Consider the following 22296-nt stretch of genomic DNA (forward strand, 5'->3'; position numbering starts at 1 on the left):
CATCGCCAGGCTTTGAATATTGTCTAACCAGACACGCTGCGGAGCGGTAGTTCAGTTGGTTAGAATACCGGCCTGTCACGCCGGGGGTCGCGGGTTCGAGTCCCGTCCGCTCCGCCACTTATTAAGAAGCCCGGCTAGTAATAGCAGGGCTTCTTTCGTTTGAGTTTCAATGAGATGCTTAAGTCGTTTTAAGCTCTCTCTATTGCAACTAGATTCCCTGTGCTTATTCCTTGATGTCCTCTTGAGCGCTGAAATTCTTTTGGCTTATGTTCATCGAACAGAGTAGCTGCATGAAAGGCGCTACTATCTCAATCTATAGCCATATGAAAACAACGTGTAGGCATATAAAAAAGCCGACACGTGGTGTCGGCTAATCGTCAGTGTTGTGCTTTACAGAATCTGTTTGAGCACTCTATCGGCCTTAACTCGCGTTACTTTGCGTAGTAGTTTTTGTACCGCATCAGGGTAGTTTTCTATCTTCTCTAGTTGTTTGTAGGTACAAATAAGTTGAGTGTGTCGAAGGATGTTGTCGATCTCTTGCTCAAACTTAGGTGTTAAGTGGTGATAGTGATCTTGGATGAGAATGGCATTTTCGAGATCGAGCTTCCATGCTCTTGGATTTAAGTTATTACCAGTGATCAACATGTAGCGCTTATCCACCCATACGCCTTTTAGATGGAAGCTATTCTCTTCATGTTTCCAGAGATGGATAGAAAGATTTCGACTGGCAATATGGGCTTCATTTACTTTGGCAAAACGGCGTAGATTAAGCTCATATAAATAAGGTAAGCCGCCGATTGTCTTGAAGGTTTGCTCTGGGGAAATATAGAAATCGTTTGCCGTTTTATCGCCAACGACAATGTGAACTTTTACACCCCGTTTCAATGCTTTCTTAACTTCTTTAGCGACACTTTTTGGAAAATTGAAATACGGAGTGCAGATAAAGACTTCATCTTTAGCATGAGCGATCAGTTGGTTAATATTGTGGTTGAGTTTATTTCGACGCTTTCCAATACCTACCAGTGGCGTCAAAGCCACTTGATCGGCTGTTGGGATCTGTGACTCAAACTCATAGTTTGCTGTTGCTAGAGAGGCTCTAAATTGCCGAATGTCAGTTTTGATATCTTTCGTCGTTGGCTTCGATGTGTTTGATAAGTCATTGACAGCAGGATGACTTATCATTTTTTGCTGAATAAATTGTACCATGCTATCGGCAAGAGATTGGTTGTCGATGGTGTGATAGCGGTCGAATCGATAGCGCTCTTTGTGATGCAAATAAACGTTATTAAGGCTTGCTCCGCTATAGATCACCTGGTCGTCGACAATAAAACCTTTGAGATGTAAAACACCAAAAACTTCGCGGCCTCGCACGGGGATGCCGTATACGGGAATGGCGTGTTCGTGGTTCTGAGAGAACTCTTGATACATTGAAGCATTGCCTTCCGAAGCGGCCGCACCAATTAATCCACGTTGCGCTCTATGCCAATCAACGCAAATCGCAATATCTAAGCCAGGGTTTCTTTGCTTGGCATTATATAGCTCCGTTAAAACTTCTCTGCCTGCTTCGTCATCTTCTAAATACAGCGCTACAAGATAGATTCGTTTACTTGCCTGACGGATCGACTGGATCAGATGATTTTTAAATTCTTTTGCCGAAAATAAAACTTCAAAATGATCCGGTGATTGTGCGATGGTCGGCAATCGCTCGAATGGGTTTCTATGAGCAATCATATTGGATGATTTACCTTACTTATTTGCAAAATTGCGAACTGGGGATATTACCAAATTCAACGGTTCAATTGCTAGAAAAGCCGCGCATTCTCGTCATACTAGCCTAGGTATCTCATAGGAATGAGATCTTTACCACTGGATACATAGCGCTCAAACCGTTGCATAAGAGCTATTGGTAGTTCTTCTGTCATTATGGAGTGAAAACCATGACGAGCATAAAAGGGCTCAAGATGAGCGTATGCGAAGCAATAATCCTGATTATTGAGAATATTCTCGCTGCAATAATTGAGCAACTGCGACCCAATCCCTTTTTTTTGGTTTTCTGGCAGCACAAGCATGCCAGTCAGTAATCGATATACATCAATATTTTTAAATCTGACAACAGCAGATATCTGCCCATCGAGCGTGCCTATAACGCACAATTCATCTTTCCTAGCTTTTGCTGAAGGGTAATGTTCTTTGTACATTCGCTTGATCAAAGGAAGTTTTATCGGGGGGAGTATGTCAAATTGTAGTTGCCACATTTCTTCCTGCTTCGAATAGTTATCTGTTGTAGAATGGCGTGAGTTTAATTTATCCATAGAATGCCATGCAATTACATCCCAATGCGAGCTTAAAAAAATACCACACTTTTGGCCTAGAACAATCTTGTCAATTATTAGCTGAAGTTTTCTCTGTGCAAGATTTGGTGGAAATTTACCAGAGCGCAGAATGGCAGACTTTGCCTAAGTTGATGTTAGGAAAAGGTAGCAATGTCCTTTTTACTTGTGATTTTCAAGGAATGGTTTTAAGCAACCAACTGAAAGGGTTACAGCACACGCAGGATGATAATTACCATTATTTGCATGTTTCTGGTGGTGAGGATTGGCCTTCACTTGTTGAATGGGCAGTGAAGCAAAATATTGCAGGTCTTGAAAATTTGGCTTTGATACCTGGTTGTGCAGGTTCCGCTCCTATCCAAAATATTGGCGCTTATGGTGTAGAGTTTCAAGATGTGTGTGATTACGTTGATTATCTCTGTTTAGACTCCTTAACCGTCAAGCGCCTGAGCGCTAAACAATGTCTATTTGGTTATCGTGATTCTATTTTTAAGCACGCTTTGCACAGTAACGCGATCGTTGTAGCGGTAGGACTAAAGTTACTGAAGCAATGGCAACCCGTACTGAATTACGGACCTTTGCAAGAACTTGATAGTCACACCTGCCAAGCTATTGATATTTATAAACGGGTATGCGCTACTCGCAATGCCAAATTACCCGATCCGCGGGTGCTAGGTAACGCAGGAAGCTTCTTTAAAAATCCAATTATTAGTTTAGAACATTGGCAGGCTCTTCTTGAGAGTTATCCCGATCTTGTTTCTTACCCCGTGGAAGAAGGCAGAAAAGTAGCGGCTGGGTGGTTGATTGATCAGTGTGGGCTCAAAGGGTATAGCTTAGGTGATGCTCAAGTGCATCCGAAGCAAGCTTTAGTGTTGGTAAATAAAGGTAGCGCTACAGCCTTTGATGTTATTCAACTAGCGATTAAAGTTTGCATAGCAGTTCAGGATAAATTTTCGATATCTTTAGAGCATGAAGTCCGATTTTTAGATGCGATGGGTGAAACGAACCTTGAGCATCTTGCTAAGGAATTAAAGTGAAAGAGCACAGTGTCAAACTATCATTACTTCGTCATCTGGCCAGTGGCGAGTTTTGTTCTGGTGAGTTGCTAGGAGCAGAACTTGGTATTTCTCGCGCTGCAGTCAGTAAGCATATTAAAGGGATTCAGGAGTGGGGAATTGATATTTTCCGCGTCCAAGGCAAAGGCTATCAGCTTGCTCAATCACTGAATCTACTTGATGTGACACAGATCCAAAATGCCGTGCGTAACCCTGTCGAGCTTTTCCCCATTATCGATTCAACCAACCAATACCTGTTAGAACGTGTAGATAACCTGGCTTCGGGCAGCGTTTGCTTAGCAGAGTATCAGGCTAATGGACGGGGTCGGCGTGGGCGTCAGTGGATATCGCCTTTTGGCAGCAATCTTTATGTTTCCATGTACTGGCGACTCGACGCAGGGATGGCGGCCGCAATGGGGCTTAGCCTTGTGGTCGGGGTCGCGATTGTGGAAGCGCTAGCAAGCATCGGATTTGACGGTGTAAAGCTTAAGTGGCCGAACGATCTCTATTTTCAGGATAGAAAGCTGGCGGGCATTTTAGTAGAAATGACAGGGCAGGCTGGCGCAGCGGCACATTTAGTGATTGGGATGGGAATGAACATTTTCATGCCCGAAAATGAGCAAGCCATTGACCAGCCATGGGCAAGTTTGTCGCAGGTAGCCGACGGTCTGAAAATAGACAGGAACTTGCTCGCTATTGTCTTTATTCAATCATTAGACCAAGTGCTACGTGATTACGAGCTTTATGGGATGAAGGATTTTATACCGCGCTGGAATCGACTCGATAACTTTATTGGTCGAAAAGTTAAACTGCTTATGGGCCCCAAAGAGGTCTATGGTGTGGTGCACGGGATCAACGAATATGGAGCGGTGTTGCTAGAAACAGAGAATGGAATGGAGAGTTACATTGGTGGCGAAATATCGTTACGCAAGGCAGAGTAACCGCTTTACCAAACTATTTTCTTAGTAGTATCTCTTCCACGGTATGATTGAGGCCTTTACGCAAAACTAACTGAGCGCGCTCTTTGGTCGGTAAAATATTATGTTGCAGATTTTTACCGTTGATCGAGTGCCAAATGCTCTCAGCTTTTTCTCTCGCCTCTAGCTCAGACAGTTTTGTGTAGTGGCTAAAGTACGATCCCGTCTCCTTAAAGGCGCTGTGACGAAACTTCATAAAGCGTTCAACATACCACTTTTCAATAAGTTGACTGTCCGCATCGACATACAGTGAGAAATCTAAGAAATCAGATATAAACACTCGATGTGGATCGTGTGGATAATCCATGCCGCTTTGCAAGACGTTCAATCCTTCAATGATCAACACATCTGGCCTATCGACGACTTTCTCTTCAGTGGTGATGTCGTAAGTAAGATGTGAATAGATAGGCGCGCTTACATTTCTTTTTCCTGCTTTAACATCCGAGACAAACTGTACCAGACGTTTCATATCATAAGATTCAGGAAACCCCTTTTTCCCCATAATTCCTCTCTCATTAAGAATTTTGTTGGGAAAAAGAAACCCATCTGTCGTGATCAGTTCAACTTTGGGATGATTCTCCCAGCGTGAAAGAAGCGCTTTTAACAAACGCGCCGTAGTACTTTTCCCAACGGCGACACTTCCTGCGATGCCAATGATAAAAGGAGGCGATATATCGGTATTACCGAGAAATTGATGCAAAACCGCATTTCGGCTTTGTCTGGCGGCCACGTATAAATTAAGTAAGCGAGCCAAAGGCAGATAAATCTCAGCTGTTTCTTTCATAGTTAGGTTTTCATTAATACCTTGTAGCTCTTTTAAGTCAGCCTCAGAGAGAGTCATCGGGACAGAGTTACGTAGCTCGGCCCATTGATTGCGATCAAAAGAGATATAAGGACCCATAAAATACCTAACGATGACAGAAAAAAGAAGAGGATGAAACATACATTAAGGTGAAAAGAATGGAAATGCCTTAAACGATAGAATTGAGTGAGAAAACGCATTTTGCTTGAAAAAGCAACGAACAGGCGAGATTTATGGAAAATTGGTTTTTTTTTAATATTTAGGCTTGCAAGGCTGAGCATCATTCAATAGAATGCGCTCCACTTATGCCGACTTAGCTCAGTAGGTAGAGCAACTGACTTGTAATCAGTAGGTCACCAGTTCGATTCCGGTAGTCGGCACCATTCTTTTTCGAAAGAATGAAGAAAAAATTTGGAGGGGTTCCCGAGTGGCCAAAGGGAGCAGACTGTAAATCTGCCGGCTCCGCCTTCGATGGTTCGAATCCGTCCCCCTCCACCATATTCTTAAGGAAATAGCTCTCAGAGTTACGTGTGCGGGCATCGTATAATGGCTATTACCTCAGCCTTCCAAGCTGATGATGCGGGTTCGATTCCCGCTGCCCGCTCCAATTTTTGAGTGCTGATATAGCTCAGTCGGTAGAGCGCACCCTTGGTAAGGGTGAGGTCCCCAGTTCAACTCTGGGTATCAGCACCAGCTCTCCAAGCAATTATCTCCTTTTGATATATACTCCTTACCAATAATTTTGGTTGCGTGGTCATCAAAGCCACCTAAATCCGTACCTAGAGGGACAACTCATGTCTAAAGCAAAATTTGAACGTACGAAACCGCACGTAAACGTTGGTACTATCGGCCACGTTGACCACGGTAAAACAACTCTAACTGCTGCTATCTGTACTACACTTTCAAAAGTGTACGGTGGTGAAGCGAAAGACTTCGCATCTATCGATAACGCTCCAGAAGAGCGCGAGCGCGGTATTACAATCAATACTTCTCACGTAGAGTACGATACACCAGCACGCCACTACGCACACGTAGACTGCCCAGGACACGCTGACTATGTTAAAAACATGATCACAGGTGCTGCGCAAATGGACGGCGGTATCCTAGTTGTTGCTGCAACAGATGGCCCAATGCCACAAACTCGTGAGCACATCCTACTTGGTCGCCAAGTTGGTATTCCTTACATCATCGTATTCATGAACAAATGTGACATGGTTGATGATGAAGAGCTTCTAGAGCTAGTAGAAATGGAAGTTCGTGAGCTTCTATCTGAGTACGATTTCCCAGGTGATGACCTACCAGTTATCCAAGGTTCTGCACTAGGCGCACTAAACGGCGAAGAGCAGTGGGAAGCGAAAATCATTGAACTTGCTGAAGCGCTAGACACTTACATTCCAGAGCCTGAGCGTGCAGTAGACCAAGCATTCCTACTACCAATCGAAGACGTATTCTCAATCCAAGGTCGTGGTACAGTAGTAACTGGCCGTATCGAGCGCGGTATCCTACGTGTAGGTGACGAAGTTGCCATCATTGGTATCAAAGACACAATCACAACGACTTGTACAGGTGTTGAGATGTTCCGTAAGCTGCTTGACGAAGGCCGTGCAGGTGAGAACGTTGGTGCACTTCTACGTGGTACTAAGCGTGATGAAGTAGAACGTGGTCAAGTACTAGCGAAACCAGGTTCAATCACTCCACACACTAAGTTCGAGTCAGAAGTGTATGTATTGTCTAAAGATGAAGGCGGCCGTCATACTCCGTTCTTCAAAGGCTACCGTCCACAGTTCTACTTCCGTACAACGGACGTAACAGGCGATATCTCTCTACCAGAAGGCGTAGAGATGGTAATGCCAGGTGACAACATCCAAATGGTTGTAGAGCTAATCGCTCCAATCGCGATGGATGAAGGTCTACGTTTCGCGATCCGTGAAGGCGGTCGTACAGTAGGTGCTGGTGTTGTTGCTAAAGTTATCGCTTAATTGCTGATTTAGCCGTTTAAATACGAATAGTGTTTGACTAACGACTACCAAAAAGGGCATCATTTGATGCCCTTTTTCTGCACTAAATTTGGCCGTTGTCGATTTGTTGGTCGATAAAGCCAGTGCAAAGGATTTAAGATAGAGACATTTCTATCTTGATGAGTATGTATAGGTAGCTTTACCTGTGCTATGGATTTGCCCTGCAACAGCGGGGTTGTTGTCGTCTATGTTAAGACTTGTAACAGGTTGGTTTATGAAAGCAAACAATGCTGAAATTCCTGATAGCTCAAGTGCAGCAGACACATTTAAGTGGATTGTCACTTTTGCTCTGTTAGCTGCCGCTGTTGTGGGTAATTACCTGTATGGTGAAATGTCTGTAGTGCTTCGCGCTGCAGGTGTGGTTGCGTTGATTATTGCAGCACTCGGTGTTGCTGCGACAACCACAAAAGGAAAAGCGGCGATTGCGTTTGCGCGTGAATCTCGTATGGAAGTTCGCAAAGTGGTATGGCCGACACGTCAAGAAACCATGCAAACAACATTAATCGTTTTAGCTGTAAGTATCGTAATGGCTCTAGCACTTTGGGGCATCGACGGCATTATGGTTCGTCTTGTCGCTTTCGTGACTGGGGTATAGAGGGTTTAATACATGAGTGAAGCTCCTAAAAAACGCTGGTATGTAGTTCAAGCCTTCTCTGGATTTGAAGGCCGCGTAGCGCAATCGCTGCGTGAGCATATCAAGATGCACGCAATGGAAGAATTCTTCGGTGAAGTTCTTGTTCCAACCGAAGAAGTTGTTGAAATGCGTGCAGGTCAACGCCGTAAAAGTGAGCGCAAGTTCTTCCCAGGCTATGTATTGGTACAGATGCTCATGAATGATGAGTCCTGGCACTTAGTTCGTAGTGTTCCTCGTGTAATGGGTTTCATTGGTGGAACCTCCGATCGTCCTGCACCTATCACTGACAAAGAAGCCGATGCGATTCTTAATCGTCTAGAGAAAGCGAGCGAAGCTCCGCGTCCTAAGACGATGTTTGAAGCAGGTGAAGTGGTTCGTGTTAATGAAGGTCCATTTGCTGATTTCAACGGCACCGTTGAAGAAGTGGATTACGAGAAGAGCCGCATTAAAGTGTCAGTATCTATCTTTGGTCGTGCAACTCCTGTTGAACTTGAGTTTGGCCAAGTCGATAAACTTGATTAAAAAAACACCTTTTAGGGTTGTTAAGGGCGTGAAATGTGATTATAATTTCGCGCCTTATTTACACGTCTTTATGACAAAGTAACCGGGGAGCTGATCAGCTGATTGGCGTTTGTACCCACATTTAGGAAATATCATGGCTAAGAAAGTTGAAGCTTATATCAAGTTGCAAGTTGCATCTGGTATGGCGAACCCAAGTCCACCAGTTGGTCCTGCACTAGGTCAACGTGGCGTTAACATCATGGAATTCTGTAAAGCGTTCAACGCAAGAACAGAATCAATGGAGAAAGGCTTGCCTACTCCAGTTGTTATCACTGTATACAGCGACCGTTCTTTCACGTTCGTAACTAAGACTGCTCCAGCGGCTGTTCTTCTGAAGAAAGCTGCAGGCATCAAGTCTGGTTCAGGCCGTCCAAACACTGAAAAAGTGGGCACGGTTACTGATGCTCAAATCCAAGAAATTGCAGAAGCGAAAGCGGCTGATATGACTGGTGCTGACATTGAAGCGATGAAACGTTCTATTGCGGGTACTGCTCGTTCAATGGGCTTAGTGGTAGAGGGTTAATATCATGGCAAAACTAACTAAGCGTATGCGCACTATCCGTGAGAAAGTTGACGCAACTAAAGAATACGAAATCAACGAAGCTGTAGCTCTTCTTAAAGAACTTGCAACGGCTAAATTCGTTGAGTCTGTAGACGTTGCTGTGAACCTTGGCATTGATGCTCGTAAATCTGACCAAAACGTACGTGGTGCAACTGTTCTGCCACACGGTACTGGTCGTGAAGTACGTGTTGCAGTGTTCACTCAAGGTGCAAACGCTGAAGCGGCTAAAGCTGCTGGTGCAGATTTAGTGGGTATGGAAGATCTAGCTGAGCTAGTGAAGAAAGGCGAAATGAACTTTGACGTTGTTGTTGCTTCTCCAGATGCAATGCGCGTTGTAGGTCAACTAGGTACCATTCTTGGTCCTCGCGGTCTAATGCCAAACCCTAAAGTTGGTACTGTAACTCCTAACGTTGCTGAAGCGGTTAAGAACGCTAAAGCAGGTCAGGTTCGTTACCGTAACGACAAAAACGGCATCATCCACACAACTATCGGTAAAGTTTCTTTCGAAACTAACCAACTTCAAGAGAACTTAGAAGCTCTTCTAGTTGCACTTAAGAAAGCGAAACCTTCTTCTGCTAAGGGTACTTACCTGAAGAAAGTAAGCATTTCTACTACGATGGGTGCTGGTGTTGCTGTTGATCAGAACACGCTAAACGCTCAAGCGTAATAATACATTTGATTAGGTGTGGAATTTATGTATAATTCTGCGCCTAATATTTGTGGTTGGGGCTGATTTTAGTTCTTAGAACTATGACCCAGTCTCCGTCCAAGACCGTAGGCGTTATTTGTCTGTTTGATAAATGACTTAATCGTACCTACGTAGATGGTGCCCGAACTGACAGAAAGCATAATTTATTTTTTGAATAGATAAACTTTCTTCTGGGACTGCACCGAAATAACTCTCACTGTTGTGATAATAGTGAGTGGTGTAACGACAACCAGGAGTAAATCCAAGATGGCTTTAAACCTTCAAGACAAACAAGCAATTGTTGCTGAAGTCAACGAAGCGGCCAGTGGTGCACTTTCTGCAGTTGTTGCTGACTCTCGTGGCGTTCAAGTAGGCGCGATGACTTCTCTACGTAAACAAGCTCGTGAAGCGGGTGTTTACATGAGAGTTGTTCGTAATACTCTAGCACGTCGCGCAGTGGAAGGCACAGCTTACGAATGTCTACAAGACGTATTCGTAGGTCCTACTTTGATCGCATTCTCTAACGAGCATCCAGGTGCTGCAGCGCGTCTTTTTAAAGACTTCGCAAGAGAGAACAAGCACTTTGAAATCAAAGCAGCTGCATTTGAAGGCGCATTAACTGACGCTGAACTACTAGCGACACTACCAACTTACGACGAAGCAATCGCACGCCTAATGATGTGCATGAAAGAAGCTTCTGCTGGCAAGTTGGTACGTACTATCGCTGCTGTCCGCGATCAAAAAGAAGCTGCGTAATTCGCATTGCTTTTTATTGTTTGCTAAATAAACTTATTGTTGACTTAAAAGAGAATTGTTATGTCTATTACTAACGAGCAAATCCTAGATGCAGTTGCAGAAATGTCTGTAATGCAAGTTGTTGAACTTATCTCTGCTATGGAAGAGAAGTTCGGTGTTTCTGCTGCAGCTGCAGTAGTTGCAGGCGGCCCAGCAGCAGCAGCTGTTGAAGAGCAAACTGAATTCGACGTAATCCTAACTGCTGCTGGCGCAAACAAAGTATCTGTAATCAAAGCAGTACGTGGCGCAACTGGCCTAGGTCTTAAAGAAGCTAAAGCTCTAGTTGACGGCGCTCCAGCTGCAATTAAAGAAGCAGTTTCTCAAGCAGAAGCTGACGCACTTAAGAAAGAGCTAGAAGAAGCTGGTGCGACTGTTGAAGTTAAGTAATTATTACTTAATTTCTTAGCCGCAAGGCTAATGGCTGGTGGTTTATTGACCACCGGCCTTTTTGCGCTGTAGGGTATGGGTGAATTTTCCCGCTGTTTAGACGCTTATACTCGTGCAAAAGCACACAAACTATCATTTTTGAGTGATGTTGTGTTACTACAGTAAACAGCTGTTAGTCACTGTCCTATGACCCTTTATTTTTGAATAATTGGTGGGCAGTTTGGGTCACTTATCAGCGAGCTGAGGAACCCCATGGTTTACTCTTATACCGAGAAAAAGCGCATCCGTAAGGACTTTGGTACTCGTCCACAAGTGTTGGACATTCCATACCTGCTATCGATCCAGCTCGATTCGTTCGACAAGTTTATCGAACAGGATCCTGAAGGACAATACGGTCTTGAGGCTGCTTTTCGTTCTGTATTTCCTATTCAGAGCTATAACGGCAATTCTGAGCTGCAATACGTTAGCTATCGTCTTGGTGAGCCAGTTTTTGACGTTAAAGAATGTCAAATTCGTGGTGTAACTTATTCTAAGCCACTACGCGTAAAACTACGCCTAGTGATCTTTGATAAAGACGCGCCAGCAGGTACTGTAAAAGATATTAAAGAACAAGAAGTCTACATGGGTGAAATTCCACTCATGACAGACAATGGTACCTTCGTAATTAATGGTACTGAGAGGGTTATCGTATCCCAGCTGCACCGAAGCCCAGGCGTATTCTTCGACAGCGATAAGGGTAAAACTCACTCATCAGGTAAAGTTCTTTATAACGCACGTATTATCCCTTACCGTGGTTCATGGTTAGATTTTGAGTTTGATCCAAAAGATAACCTATACGTGCGTATTGACCGTCGTCGTAAACTGCCTGCATCGATCATTCTTCGTGCACTTGGTAAATCGACAGAAGAGATCTTGGATCTGTTCTTCGAAAAAGTGAAGTTTGAAGTCAAAGACCAAACTCTTCTTATGGAGTTGGTACCTGAGCGCCTGCGTGGCGAAACAGCGTCATTTGATATTGAAGCAAATGGTACCGTTTATGTCGAAAAAGGTCGTCGTGTAACGGCTCGTCATATTCGTCAACTAGAAAAAGATAACGTTGATTTTATCGAAGTACCCGTTGAGTACATCGTTGGTAAAGTCGCTTCTAAAGATTATGTCAATGAAGCAACTGGTGAAGTCATCGTTAGCGCAAACCAAGAAATTAGCTTGGAAGCATTAGCGAATCTTTCACAAGCGGGCTATAAGAAACTTGAAGTTCTATTTACGAACGATCTTGATCATGGTCCATTTGTGTCTGAGACGCTCCGCATCGACAGTACGGTTGATCGTATTTCTGCACTAGTAGAAATCTACCGCATGATGCGCCCTGGCGAGCCACCAACAAAAGAAGCAGCCGAATCGCTGTTTGAAAGCCTATTCTTCTCAGAAGAACGCTATGACCTATCAACAGTAGGCCGTATGAAGTTCAACAGCTCAATTGAGCGTGAAGATGCCGGCGAGCTTGGTACGCTTGACGAAACTGACATTATCGAAGTGATGAAGAAGTTGATCGCCATTCGTAACGGCATTGGCGAAGTGGACGATATCGACCACCTTGGCAACCGTCGTATTCGCTCTGTTGGTGAAATGGCTGAAAACCAATTCCGCGTAGGTCTTGTGCGTGTTGAACGTGCAGTGAAAGAGCGCTTAAGCCTTGGCGATCTTGATGCGATCATGCCTCAAGATTTGATCAATGCGAAGCCTATCTCTGCGGCCGTTAAAGAATTCTTCGGTTCTTCACAGCTTTCTCAGTTTATGGACCAGAACAACCCACTTTCAGAAGTGACGCACAAACGTCGTATTTCTGCATTGGGTCCTGGCGGTCTAACTCGTGAGCGTGCTGGCTTTGAGGTACGTGACGTACACGTAACTCACTACGGTCGTCTATGTCCGATCGAAACGCCAGAAGGTCCGAACATCGGTCTGATTAACTCATTGTCAGCATTTGCACGTTGTAACGAATACGGTTTCCTAGAAACTCCGTACCGTCGTGTTGTTGATGGTGTGGTGACTGATGAAGTTGATTACTTGTCAGCTATCCAAGAAGGTCAATTTGTTATCGCGCAGGCAAACGCCATTCTGACTGAAGAAGGTACGTTTGCAGATGAGCTGATCACAGCTCGTCAAAAAGGTGAATCTGGTCTTCACCCTCGTGAACATGTTGACTACATGGACGTTGCGACTAACCAGGTCGTATCAATCGCCGCTTCGCTTATCCCGTTCCTAGAACACGATGATGCGAACCGTGCATTGATGGGTGCGAACATGCAACGTCAAGCGGTTCCAACGTTACGCGCTGAGAAGCCGTTGGTTGGTACTGGTATCGAACGTAATGTAGCGGTTGACTCTGGTGTAACTGCTGTTGCCAAACGTGGCGGTATGGTGCAGTCAGTTGATGCGTCTCGTATCGTAGTTAAAGTTAATGAAGATGAACTTGTATCTGGTGAAGCGGGTATCGACATCTACAACCTAACTAAATACACACGTTCGAACCAAAACACATGTATTAACCAACGTCCTACTGTGATGCCAGGTGAACCTGTAGCTCGCGGTGATGTCCTTGCTGATGGTCCTTCAACAGACCTTGGTGAGCTAGCGCTTGGCCAAAACATGCGTATCGCATTCATGCCTTGGAATGGTTATAACTTCGAAGACTCGATCTTAGTATCTGAGCGCGTCGTTCAAGAAGACCGTTTCACGACTATCCACATCCAAGAACTTTCTTGTGTGGCTCGTGATACTAAGCTGGGCTCTGAAGAGATCACAGCAGATATTCCAAACGTAGGTGAATCGGCTCTGTCTAAACTAGACGAGTCAGGTATCGTTTACATTGGTGCTGAAGTTAAGGGTGGTGACATCCTAGTTGGTAAAGTAACGCCGAAAGGCGAAACTCAGCTAACTCCAGAAGAGAAGCTACTACGTGCAATCTTCGGTGAAAAAGCCTCTGATGTTAAAGATACGTCACTGCGTGTACCAAACTCTGTTTCAGGTACCATTATCGATGTTCAAGTTTTCACTCGCGATGGCGTAGAGAAAGACAAGCGTGCGCTTGAAATTGAACACATGCAGCTAAAAGAAGCGAAGAAAGACCTTACTGAAGAGTTCCAAATTCTTGAAGGTGGTCTACTAGCGCGTGTGAAAGCTGTACTGATCAATGGTGGCTATTCTGAAGCGAAGCTTGATGCGATCGATCGTAAGAAATGGCTAGAACAAACACTAGAAAACGACGAGCTACAATCTCAACTTGAACAGCTTGCTGAGCAGTGGGATGAGCTAAAAGCTGACTTCGATAAGAAGTTCGAAGCGAAACGTCGCAAAATCACTCAAGGTGATGATCTAGCGCCTGGCGTTCTGAAGATTGTCAAAGTTTACCTAGCGGTGAAACGTCGTATCCAGCCTGGTGATAAGATGGCAGGTCGTCACGGTAACAAGGGTGTAATCTCTAAGATCAACCCTGTTGAAGACATGCCTTACGATGAAAACGGTCAGCCGGTTGATATCGTATTAAACCCACTAGGTGTACCGTCACGTATGAACATCGGTCAGATCCTTGAAGTTCACTTAGGTCTGGCTGCGAAAGGTATTGGTGACAAGATCAACCAAATGGTTAAAGAACAACAAGAGCTGTCTAAGCAGCGTGAGTTCTTACAGAAGGTTTATGATCTTGGCGATACGCGTCAGAAAGTAGATATTGCTGCTCTGTCTGATGGTGATGTTCGTACTCTTGTGAACAACCTTCGTGGTGGTTTACCGATTGCAACTCCAGTATTTGATGGTGCATCAGAAGCATCAATCAAAGAACTATTAAGCCTAGCCGACCTACCAACTTCTGGTCAGCTAACACTGTTTGATGGTCGTACTGGTGATGCATTCGAGCGTCCTGTAACTGTCGGTTACATGTACATGCTCAAACTGAACCACCTTGTTGATGACAAGATGCACGCTCGTTCAACAGGTTCGTACAGCCTAGTAACTCAGCAACCACTTGGTGGTAAAGCTCAGTTCGGTGGTCAGCGTTTCGGTGAGATGGAAGTGTGGGCACTAGAAGCATACGGTGCTGCATATACACTACAAGAAATGCTTACTGTTAAGTCAGATGACGTTAACGGTCGTACGAAGATGTATAAGAACATCGTTGATGGTAACCATAGCATGGAACCTGGCATGCCAGAGTCTTTCAACGTATTGCTGAAAGAGATCCGCTCGCTAGGTATCAACATCGAGCTAGAAGACGAAGAGTAATCTTGGCGGTAAACCCTCTGGATTATCCTGGTAGAAAGGCGCTCGCCGAGCGCCTTTTAACTCCTTACAGGAGCTGATTGTGAAAGACTTATTAAACTTTCTAAAAGCACAGCATAAGACCGAAGAATTTGATGCAATCAAAATCGGTCTATCTTCACCTGACATGATTCGTTCATGGTCTTTTGGTGAAGTTAAAAAACCTGAAACGATCAACTATCGTACGTTCAAGCCTGAACGTGATGGTCTGTTCTGTGCGCGTATTTTTGGTCCAGTCAAAGACTACGAATGTCTTTGTGGTAAATATAAGCGTCTGAAACACCGTGGCGTGATCTGTGAAAAATGTGGCGTTGAAGTTACACAAACTAAAGTTCGTCGTGACCGTATGGGCCACATCGAGCTTGCATCACCGGTTGCTCACATCTGGTTCCTAAAATCGCTACCGTCTCGTATCGGTCTGCTAATGGATATCCCTCTGCGTGATATCGAACGTGTTCTTTACTTCGAAATGTATGTAGTAACAGAGCCGGGTATGACGGATCTAGAAAAGAGTCAGATGCTTACTGAAGAAGAGTATCTTGACCGTCTAGAAGAGTGGGGCGATGAGTTCACGGCGAAGATGGGCGCAGAAGCGATCAAAGACCTATTGGGTTCAATGGATCTTGTCGCTGAAACAGAGATGATGCGTGAGGAGTTACAAACCACTAACTCTGAAACTAAACGCAAAAAACTGACTAAGCGTCTGAAGCTTGTTGAAGCGTTTATCAGCTCAGGTAATAACCCTGAGTGGATGATCCTGACTGTGCTTCCGGTACTTCCGCCAGATCTACGTCCTCTAGTACCACTAGATGGCGGTCGTTTTGCGACATCTGATCTGAACGATTTGTACCGCCGTGTGATCAACCGTAACAACCGTTTGAAGCGCCTTCTAGAGCTAGCAGCTCCGGACATCATCGTACGCAACGAAAAGCGTATGCTGCAAGAGTCTGTTGATGCGCTACTTGATAACGGTCGTCGCGGTCGTGCGATCACAGGTTCTAACAAGCGTCCTCTGAAATCTCTTGCTGATATGATCAAGGGTAAACAAGGTCGTTTCCGTCAGAACTTACTTGGTAAACGTGTAGACTACTCAGGCCGTTCTGTAATCACAGTAGGTCCATATTTACGTCTGCACCAGTGTGGTCTTCCTAAGAAGATGGCACTTGAGCTATTTAAACCATTTATCTACAGCAAGTTAGAAACTCGCGGCATGGCCACGACGATCAAAGCAGCTAAGAAAATGGTTGAGCGTGAAGAAGCGGTTGTTTGGGATATCCTAGACGAAGTGATTCGTGAACACCCAGTACTACTAAACCGTGCACCAACACTGCACCGTCTTGGTATTCAAGCGTTCGAACCTGTACTGATTGAAGGTAAAGCGATTCAACTGCACCCACTTGTGTGTGCGGCGTATAACGCGGACTTCGATGGTGACCAAATGGCGGTTCACGTGCCTCTAACTTTAGAAGCACAGCTTGAAGCTCGTACACTGATGATGTCGACGAACAACATTCTGTCGCCAGCATCGGGCGACCCTATCATCGTACCTTCACAGGACGTGGTCTTGGGTCTGTACTACATGACTCGCGAAAAAATCAACGCGCAAGGTGAAGGTATGTACCTGGCTGGCCCTAAAGAGGCTGAGAAGGCATACCGTACTAAGACAGCGGCGCTACACGCACGCGTTAAAGTACGTATCACTGAAACCGTTGTTGATGAAGATGGTTACAGCACAACTGAGACTAAGATGGTCGATACGACTGTCGGTCGTGCCATGCTATGGCAAATCGTGCCTAAAGGCCTGCCATACAGCATCGTGAACCAGAAGCTTGGTAAGAAACAGATCTCAAATCTATTAAACGAAGCGTATCGTAAGCTTGGTTTGAAAGATACGGTCGTATTTGCTGACCAAATCATGTACACCGGTTTTGCTTATGCAGCACTGTCAGGCGTGTCAGTTGGTATCGACGACATGGTTGTACCAGCAGCAAAATACACTGAAATTGCTGAAGCTGAAGAAGAAGTACGCGAAATCCAAGAACAGTTCCAATCAGGTCTTGTTACGGCGGGTGAGCGTTACAACAAAGTTATCGATATCTGGGCGTCTACCAACGACCGTGTTGCGAAAGCGATGATGGATAACCTATCTTCTGAAACTGTGATCAACCGTGATGGCGTAGAAGAACAACAAGAATCGTTTAACAGCATCTATATGATGGCTGACTCGGGTGCTCGTGGTTCTGCTGCTCAGATTCGTCAGCTTGCAGGTATGCGTGGTCTGATGGCGCGTCCAGATGGTTCAATCATCGAAACGCCTATCACAGCAAACTTTAAAGAAGGCCTGAACGTACTACAGTACTTTATCTCTACCCACGGTGCACGTAAGGGTCTAGCCGATACTGCACTTAAAACAGCGAACTCAGGTTACCTGACTCGTCGTTTAGTAGACGTTGCACAAGACGTTGTGGTGACAGAGCATGACTGTGGCACTCAAGAAGGTGTCGACATGATGCCTCATATCGAGGGTGGTGATGTTAAAGTTTCTTTAACTGAACTGGCTCTTGGTCGTGTTGTGGCTGAGGATGTGATGAAGCCAGGCACTGAAGAAGTACTTATTCCACGTAATACTCTGATTGATGAGAAGTGGTGTCAGATTATCGATGAGAACTCTGTCGATAATATGAAAGTACGTTCAGTGGTAACCTGTGATGCGGACTTCGGCTGTTGTGCGCTATGTTACGGTCGTGACCTTGCTCGTGGTCACCTAGTGAACCAAGGTGAGGCAGTCGGTGTTATTGCTGCTCAATCTATCGGTGAGCCGGGTACACAGTTAACGATGCGTACGTTCCACATCGGTGGTGCGGCTTCTACTGCTGCGGCAGAGAACAGCATCCAAGCGAAGAACAAAGGTTCTGTGAAACTTCACAACGCTAAGTTCGTTATCAACAAAGATAAGAAGCTGGTTATCACATCTCGTGCATCAGAGCTGACTATCATTGACGAATTTGGTCGCACGAAAGAAAAACACAAACTGCCTTACGGCTCTGTGTTGAGTAAAGGTGATAACGACGCGGTTGAAGCTGGTCAAACAGTGGCTAACTGGGAAGCGCACACCATGCCAATCATCACTGAAGTGGCTGGTCGCATCCAATTCGTTGATATGATTGATGGTGTAACGGTTTCTCGCCAAACAGATGACCTAACGGGTCTATCTTCAAGCGAAGTAACCGAAGCTGCCGCTCGTCCAGCAGCAGGTAAAGATATGCGTCCAGCTATCAAACTTGTTGATGCGAAAGGTAAAGATGTCATGATCCCTGGTACTGATATGCCAGCTCAATACTTCTTACCGGGTAAAGCGATCGTTAACATCGAAGATGGTGCTGAAGTTGGTATTGGTGACACATTAGCGCGTATTCCACAAAAATCTGGCGGTAACCGAGACATCACGGGTGGTCTACCTCGCGTAGCTGACTTGTTTGAAGCTCGTCGACCAAAAGAGCCTGCGATTCTTGCTGAGCACACAGGTACTGTGAGCTTTGGTAAAGAAACCAAAGGTAAACGTCGTCTAATCATCACTCGTGAGGGTGACGAAACTTATGAAGAAATGATTCCTAAGCATCGTCAACTTAACGTGTTTGAAGGTGAAAAGATCGAACGTGGTGACGTTATTGCTGATGGTCCTGAGACTCCGCACGATATCCTACGTTTACGTGGTATCCATGCTGTAACGTCTTACATCGCTAACGAAGTTCAAGAAGTTTACCGTCTGCAAGGCGTTAAGATTAACGATAAGCACATTGAAACTATCGTTCGTCAAATGCTACGTAAGTGTACGATTACTCATGCTGGCGACTCTGAGTTCCTAGCGGGTGAGCAAGTTGAATACTCACAAGTGAAAGTTGCAAACCGTAACCTAGAAGCCGAAGGCAAACAGCCTGCTCGTTTCGAGCGTGAGCTACTAGGTATTACTAAAGCATCTCTAGCGACTGAATCGTTCATCTCTGCGGCATCGTTCCAAGAGACAACTCGCGTACTAACAGAAGCGGCTGTTTCTGGTAAACGTGATGATCTTCGCGGTCTGAAAGAAAACGTAATCGTTGGTCGTCTGATCCCAGCGGGTACAGGTTTCGCTTACCACCAAGAACGTCAAGCTAAACGTGCGGCACAGCTAAAAGGCCCGTCTGCTGAACAAGCGACAGATAACCTAGCGGCACTGCTAAACGCAGGTTTCTCTTCTGAAGAGTAATCTCAGCGCTGATTAAAAAAGGCACCTTCGGGTGCCTTTTTTGTTGCGCTTAATTAATCTACGCGAATGATTACAGCAAAATATTCAATATTAAGCACCAGGAGGGATAGCCAAGCTGTCCGCGATAAGTTGAATCAAACTATCTTCCACTCCAAAACGCACCTCAATAATTTCACCAATTAGCGAAAGGTCGTTGTCAAAGTTTTCGAGATCATCCTCATCACTCACTGCCGCGTATTTATCTGTAAAATTGAGTAACGGCTCCGTAGTAACAATAATTTTTCCATAAGTCTGATTAATTTCATCGGTGGCTTCAAAGCCGGTTGCACGCCACCTATCCATCACCATATCGTAGATTTTGAAGTGACCTTCGGAAATATAATCGACCAGTTGCTGGCAAAAACGTTGCAGCTCTTCTGGCGAGGGAAGCCCGTTAACATTCGTTTTGGCGGTGCAAGGTTGCAGCGCGGCTAATTTGCAATACTCTACAATTAAGGTTTGTCGCGTGTTTAACCAGTGATCAATAACGTCACTGTAACCGCCCCATTGCTCTTGTGTGCGTTTTAGTTTTTTTAGCATGACCATGCCCTCATGATCGGGTCACAAAGCTGGTGACCGTTTCCTTTGCGTAGGGTTGCACTTCGTAGATACAACTCATTGTCCTTACTAGAATTTATAGAACTAAATTTGGAACGTTACAAATTCTGGTATGAATTTAGATTGCCAGTAAAATGGGGTAACTGCAAGAAGAGAGGTCGCAACATGTTGAAAAATAGTGATACAAAAATCGCTTATTGGTGTGTAGTTTCCGGAAGTGAGATCTGGACCATAAATGGTGAGTTACCGCTAGGATCTGCGGGCGAATATTCCCTGCCTTTAGAAAAAGCGGTGGTGGTAGATAGTTGTGATGGTTATCCAGTGATGTGGGTTAATGATGCCGATCTTGATGGCGAGCGAGAAATGACTTCATTACGCGAATTGTTGCATCTCAAACCAGAACTGTTTTTGGCGATCAGCAAAGCGCTTCAATATGGTCACATGAGCCAAACGTTACGTTTTTGTCCACAATGTGGTGGGCGAAATTACCTAAACCATAACCAATTGGCGATGCAATGTTCTGAGTGTCGAACGTTACATTATCCGCGTATCTTTCCTTGCATTATTGTCGCGGTACGAAATCAGGATAAAATTTTATTGGCCCAGCACCCAAGGCATCGTAACGGCATGTATACCGTTATTGCTGGTTTTTTAGAGGTCGGGGAGACGTTAGAGCAGTGCGTGGCACGTGAAGTGCTTGAAGAAACGGGGATTCATGTGAAAAATATTCACTATTTTGGTAGCCAGCCTTGGGCATTTCCATCGAGTATGATGATGGGCTTTGTGGCGGAATATGACTCTGGCACGATAAAACCCGACTATAGTGAATTGAGTGATGCGCAATGGTTTTTAGCAAGTGCTTTGCCTCCTGTTGCGCCCGAAGGGACGATAGCCAGAGCATTAATAGAGCACACGTTAAGCGAAATCGAGAAAGATTCACTGCCGCATTGCTAAAAAAAACCCTCCGGTGAAGGAGGGGGTAAGTAAGATGTCGTTATGAGATGCCGAGTACAGAGTACTCAGTTTATAATTATAGTTTTCGCTAGCGAACAAATTTTTAACACCGTTAAAGGTTGCTTGCAAATTAACCATTGATTTAAAAGTTAATAACATGATCTCGCTTGCAAAGCACACCGTTTTTGGCGCTTATTCAGTGCTAGAATAACGCCACAAAAAATAACAAGCTTTAAATTGGAAGACGGAATGACTGAATTAAAAAATGATCGCTACTTGCGTGCACTGTTAAAACAACCTGTCGATTGCACCCCTGTATGGATGATGCGCCAAGCAGGACGTTACCTGCCAGAGTATCGCGCAACGCGTGCCGAAGCAGGCGATTTTATGGCGCTGTGTAAAAATGCTGAGCTAGCTTCTGAAGTGACATTACAGCCATTACGTCGCTTTCCATTAGATGCCGCTATTTTATTTTCTGATATTTTAACCATTCCTGACGCCATGGGATTGGGTTTGTATTTTGAAGCGGGAGAAGGGCCAAAGTTTGAACGCCCGATCACTTGTAAAGCCGATGTCGATAAAATTGGCTTACCGGATCCGGAAGGCGAACTGCAATATGTGATGAATGCCGTACGCCAGATCCGCAAAGATCTACAAGGTGAAGTTCCATTGATCGGTTTTTCAGGCAGCCCATGGACACTCGCGACTTATATGGTGGAAGGTGGCAGCTCAAAAGCCTTCACTAAGATCAAAAAAATGATGTACGCCGATCCTAGCGTGCTGCACGCCTTGCTCGATAAACTGGCAGACAGTGTTATTGAATACCTTAACGCACAAATCAAAGCGGGTGCTCAGTCTGTTATGATTTTTGATACTTGGGGCGGAGTACTGACGCCGCGCGACTACAACCTCTTTTCACTACAGTATATGCACAAAATTGTGGATGGTTTAATTCGTGAAAATGAAGGTCGCCGCGTACCCATCACTCTGTTTACCAAAAACGGTGGCATGTGGCTGGAGCAGATTGCAGCAACGGGTTGTGATGCTGTAGGGCTTGATTGGACCATCAATATTGCCGACGCCAAAGCGCGTATCGGTGACAAGGTGGCGCTGCAAGGTAATATGGACCCATCTATGCTTTATGCTCCGCATGATCGTATTCGCCAAGAAGTGGCGACCATTCTTGAAGGGTTCGGTCATGGTGGAACGGGCCATGTCTTTAACCTCGGACACGGTATCCATTTAGATGTGCCACCGGAAAATGCGGGCATATTTGTTGATGCGGTGCACGCCTTGTCTAAACCGTACCATCAATAATAGGTTTGCGGTGCCTTATCGCCGATAATGCACCGTTTCTCACTCTCATCCTGTTA

The 22296-nt window shown here is 45.0% G+C and carries 17 protein-coding genes and 5 tRNA genes; 18 read left to right on the top strand and 4 right to left on the bottom strand.

From position 1 onward, the window contains the following. Positions 1 to 40: 40 nt before the first annotated feature. A tRNA-Asp gene (locus tag AACV32_RS03360) sits at positions 41 to 117 on the top strand. Between the two features lie 273 nt (positions 118 to 390). On the opposite strand, the gene pssA is transcribed toward AACV32_RS03360, so the two are convergent. After that, a complete protein-coding gene (gene pssA / locus AACV32_RS03365) occupies positions 391 to 1731 on the bottom strand; it encodes a CDP-diacylglycerol--serine O-phosphatidyltransferase (RefSeq protein WP_017042786.1) in 1341 nt (446 codons plus the stop codon). Between the two features lie 98 nt (positions 1732 to 1829). Beyond that, the gene (locus AACV32_RS03370; protein ID WP_013857960.1) at positions 1830 to 2312 is read right to left on the bottom strand and encodes a GNAT family N-acetyltransferase; all 483 of its coding nucleotides are present in this window, start codon (positions 2310 to 2312) and stop codon (positions 1830 to 1832) included. 8 nt (positions 2313 to 2320) lie between these two features. On the opposite strand from AACV32_RS03370, the gene murB reads away from it, so the two are divergent. Together murB and birA are read left to right on the top strand one after the other, a co-directional pair. Beyond that, a complete protein-coding gene (gene murB / locus AACV32_RS03375) occupies positions 2321 to 3367 on the top strand; it encodes a UDP-N-acetylmuramate dehydrogenase (protein WP_088731509.1) in 1047 nt (348 codons plus the stop codon). Further along, positions 3364 to 4326 (top strand): bifunctional biotin--[acetyl-CoA-carboxylase] ligase/biotin operon repressor BirA, encoded by a 963-nt coding sequence (gene birA, locus AACV32_RS03380; protein ID WP_170895736.1) that lies wholly within the window; start codon positions 3364 to 3366, stop codon positions 4324 to 4326. Before murB ends, birA begins: the two co-directional genes overlap by 4 nt. A gap of 13 nt (positions 4327 to 4339) precedes the next feature. Here birA and coaA read toward each other — a convergent pair whose 3' ends face one another. Beyond that, a complete protein-coding gene (gene coaA / locus AACV32_RS03385; RefSeq protein WP_010318972.1) occupies positions 4340 to 5263 on the bottom strand; it encodes a type I pantothenate kinase in 924 nt (307 codons plus the stop codon). Positions 5264 to 5471: 208 nt separating this feature from the next. Between coaA and AACV32_RS03390 the strand changes: the two genes are divergently transcribed. From AACV32_RS03390 to rpoC, 13 genes are all read left to right on the top strand, one after another. Then, positions 5472 to 5547 (top strand) — tRNA-Thr (locus AACV32_RS03390). 30 nt (positions 5548 to 5577) lie between these two features. Beyond that, positions 5578 to 5662 (top strand) — tRNA-Tyr (locus AACV32_RS03395). 34 nt (positions 5663 to 5696) lie between these two features. Next, positions 5697 to 5771 (top strand) — tRNA-Gly (locus AACV32_RS03400). Positions 5772 to 5781: 10 nt separating this feature from the next. Continuing rightward, a tRNA-Thr gene (locus AACV32_RS03405) sits at positions 5782 to 5857 on the top strand. A gap of 101 nt (positions 5858 to 5958) precedes the next feature. After that, complete coding sequence (tuf, locus tag AACV32_RS03410; RefSeq protein ID WP_017049162.1) at positions 5959 to 7143, top strand: elongation factor Tu; 1185 nt, start codon at positions 5959 to 5961, stop codon at positions 7141 to 7143. A 253-nt stretch (positions 7144 to 7396) separates the two neighbouring features. After that, entirely contained in the window at positions 7397 to 7777 is a 381-nt protein-coding gene (secE, locus tag AACV32_RS03415) for a preprotein translocase subunit SecE (protein WP_026027616.1), read from the top strand. A gap of 12 nt (positions 7778 to 7789) precedes the next feature. Beyond that, the gene (gene nusG, locus AACV32_RS03420) at positions 7790 to 8338 is read left to right on the top strand and encodes a transcription termination/antitermination protein NusG (protein ID WP_013857954.1); all 549 of its coding nucleotides are present in this window, start codon (positions 7790 to 7792) and stop codon (positions 8336 to 8338) included. 133 nt (positions 8339 to 8471) lie between these two features. After that, positions 8472 to 8900, top strand: coding sequence for a 50S ribosomal protein L11 (gene rplK / locus AACV32_RS03425; protein WP_010318965.1), 429 nt, complete (start codon positions 8472 to 8474; stop codon positions 8898 to 8900). 4 nt (positions 8901 to 8904) lie between these two features. Further along, the gene (rplA, locus tag AACV32_RS03430; RefSeq protein ID WP_013857952.1) at positions 8905 to 9606 is read left to right on the top strand and encodes a 50S ribosomal protein L1; all 702 of its coding nucleotides are present in this window, start codon (positions 8905 to 8907) and stop codon (positions 9604 to 9606) included. 288 nt (positions 9607 to 9894) lie between these two features. Continuing rightward, on the top strand, positions 9895 to 10383 hold the full coding sequence (gene rplJ / locus AACV32_RS03435) for a 50S ribosomal protein L10 (RefSeq protein ID WP_026027617.1): 489 nt from the start codon (positions 9895 to 9897) through the stop codon (positions 10381 to 10383). A gap of 60 nt (positions 10384 to 10443) precedes the next feature. Further along, the gene (gene rplL, locus AACV32_RS03440; RefSeq protein ID WP_010318962.1) at positions 10444 to 10809 is read left to right on the top strand and encodes a 50S ribosomal protein L7/L12; all 366 of its coding nucleotides are present in this window, start codon (positions 10444 to 10446) and stop codon (positions 10807 to 10809) included. Between the two features lie 252 nt (positions 10810 to 11061). Further along, the gene (gene rpoB / locus AACV32_RS03445) at positions 11062 to 15090 is read left to right on the top strand and encodes a DNA-directed RNA polymerase subunit beta (protein WP_010318961.1); all 4029 of its coding nucleotides are present in this window, start codon (positions 11062 to 11064) and stop codon (positions 15088 to 15090) included. A gap of 79 nt (positions 15091 to 15169) precedes the next feature. Beyond that, complete coding sequence (gene rpoC, locus AACV32_RS03450; RefSeq protein WP_013857949.1) at positions 15170 to 19372, top strand: DNA-directed RNA polymerase subunit beta'; 4203 nt, start codon at positions 15170 to 15172, stop codon at positions 19370 to 19372. A 90-nt stretch (positions 19373 to 19462) separates the two neighbouring features. On the opposite strand, the gene AACV32_RS03455 is transcribed toward rpoC, so the two are convergent. Further along, the gene (locus tag AACV32_RS03455; protein ID WP_013857948.1) at positions 19463 to 19957 is read right to left on the bottom strand and encodes an Rsd/AlgQ family anti-sigma factor; all 495 of its coding nucleotides are present in this window, start codon (positions 19955 to 19957) and stop codon (positions 19463 to 19465) included. 180 nt (positions 19958 to 20137) lie between these two features. Between AACV32_RS03455 and nudC the strand changes: the two genes are divergently transcribed. Then, on the top strand, positions 20138 to 20923 hold the full coding sequence (gene nudC / locus AACV32_RS03460) for an NAD(+) diphosphatase (RefSeq protein WP_170889804.1): 786 nt from the start codon (positions 20138 to 20140) through the stop codon (positions 20921 to 20923). 249 nt (positions 20924 to 21172) lie between these two features. Then, on the top strand, positions 21173 to 22240 hold the full coding sequence (hemE, locus tag AACV32_RS03465; RefSeq protein WP_026028385.1) for a uroporphyrinogen decarboxylase: 1068 nt from the start codon (positions 21173 to 21175) through the stop codon (positions 22238 to 22240). The last annotated feature ends 56 nt before the right edge of the window (positions 22241 to 22296 follow it).

It is taken from the genome of Vibrio sp. B7 (assembly GCF_963888765.1).
Lineage (GTDB): Bacteria > Pseudomonadota > Gammaproteobacteria > Enterobacterales > Vibrionaceae > Vibrio > Vibrio anguillarum.

Coding starts and splice junctions, on each gene's coding strand:
- pssA (WP_017042786.1), bottom strand. CDS start 1,731: ATGATTGCTCATAGAAACCCATTCGAGCGATTGCCGACCATCGCACAA.
- AACV32_RS03370 (WP_013857960.1), bottom strand. CDS start 2,312: ATGGATAAATTAAACTCACGCCATTCTACAACAGATAACTATTCGAAG.
- murB (WP_088731509.1), top strand. CDS start 2,321: ATGCAATTACATCCCAATGCGAGCTTAAAAAAATACCACACTTTTGGC.
- coaA (WP_010318972.1), bottom strand. CDS start 5,263: ATGGGTCCTTATATCTCTTTTGATCGCAATCAATGGGCCGAGCTACGT.
- tuf (WP_017049162.1), top strand. CDS start 5,959: ATGTCTAAAGCAAAATTTGAACGTACGAAACCGCACGTAAACGTTGGT.
- secE (WP_026027616.1), top strand. CDS start 7,397: ATGAAAGCAAACAATGCTGAAATTCCTGATAGCTCAAGTGCAGCAGAC.
- nusG (WP_013857954.1), top strand. CDS start 7,790: ATGAGTGAAGCTCCTAAAAAACGCTGGTATGTAGTTCAAGCCTTCTCT.
- rplK (WP_010318965.1), top strand. CDS start 8,472: ATGGCTAAGAAAGTTGAAGCTTATATCAAGTTGCAAGTTGCATCTGGT.
- rplA (WP_013857952.1), top strand. CDS start 8,905: ATGGCAAAACTAACTAAGCGTATGCGCACTATCCGTGAGAAAGTTGAC.
- rplJ (WP_026027617.1), top strand. CDS start 9,895: ATGGCTTTAAACCTTCAAGACAAACAAGCAATTGTTGCTGAAGTCAAC.
- rplL (WP_010318962.1), top strand. CDS start 10,444: ATGTCTATTACTAACGAGCAAATCCTAGATGCAGTTGCAGAAATGTCT.
- rpoB (WP_010318961.1), top strand. CDS start 11,062: ATGGTTTACTCTTATACCGAGAAAAAGCGCATCCGTAAGGACTTTGGT.
- AACV32_RS03455 (WP_013857948.1), bottom strand. CDS start 19,957: ATGGTCATGCTAAAAAAACTAAAACGCACACAAGAGCAATGGGGCGGT.
- hemE (WP_026028385.1), top strand. CDS start 21,173: ATGACTGAATTAAAAAATGATCGCTACTTGCGTGCACTGTTAAAACAA.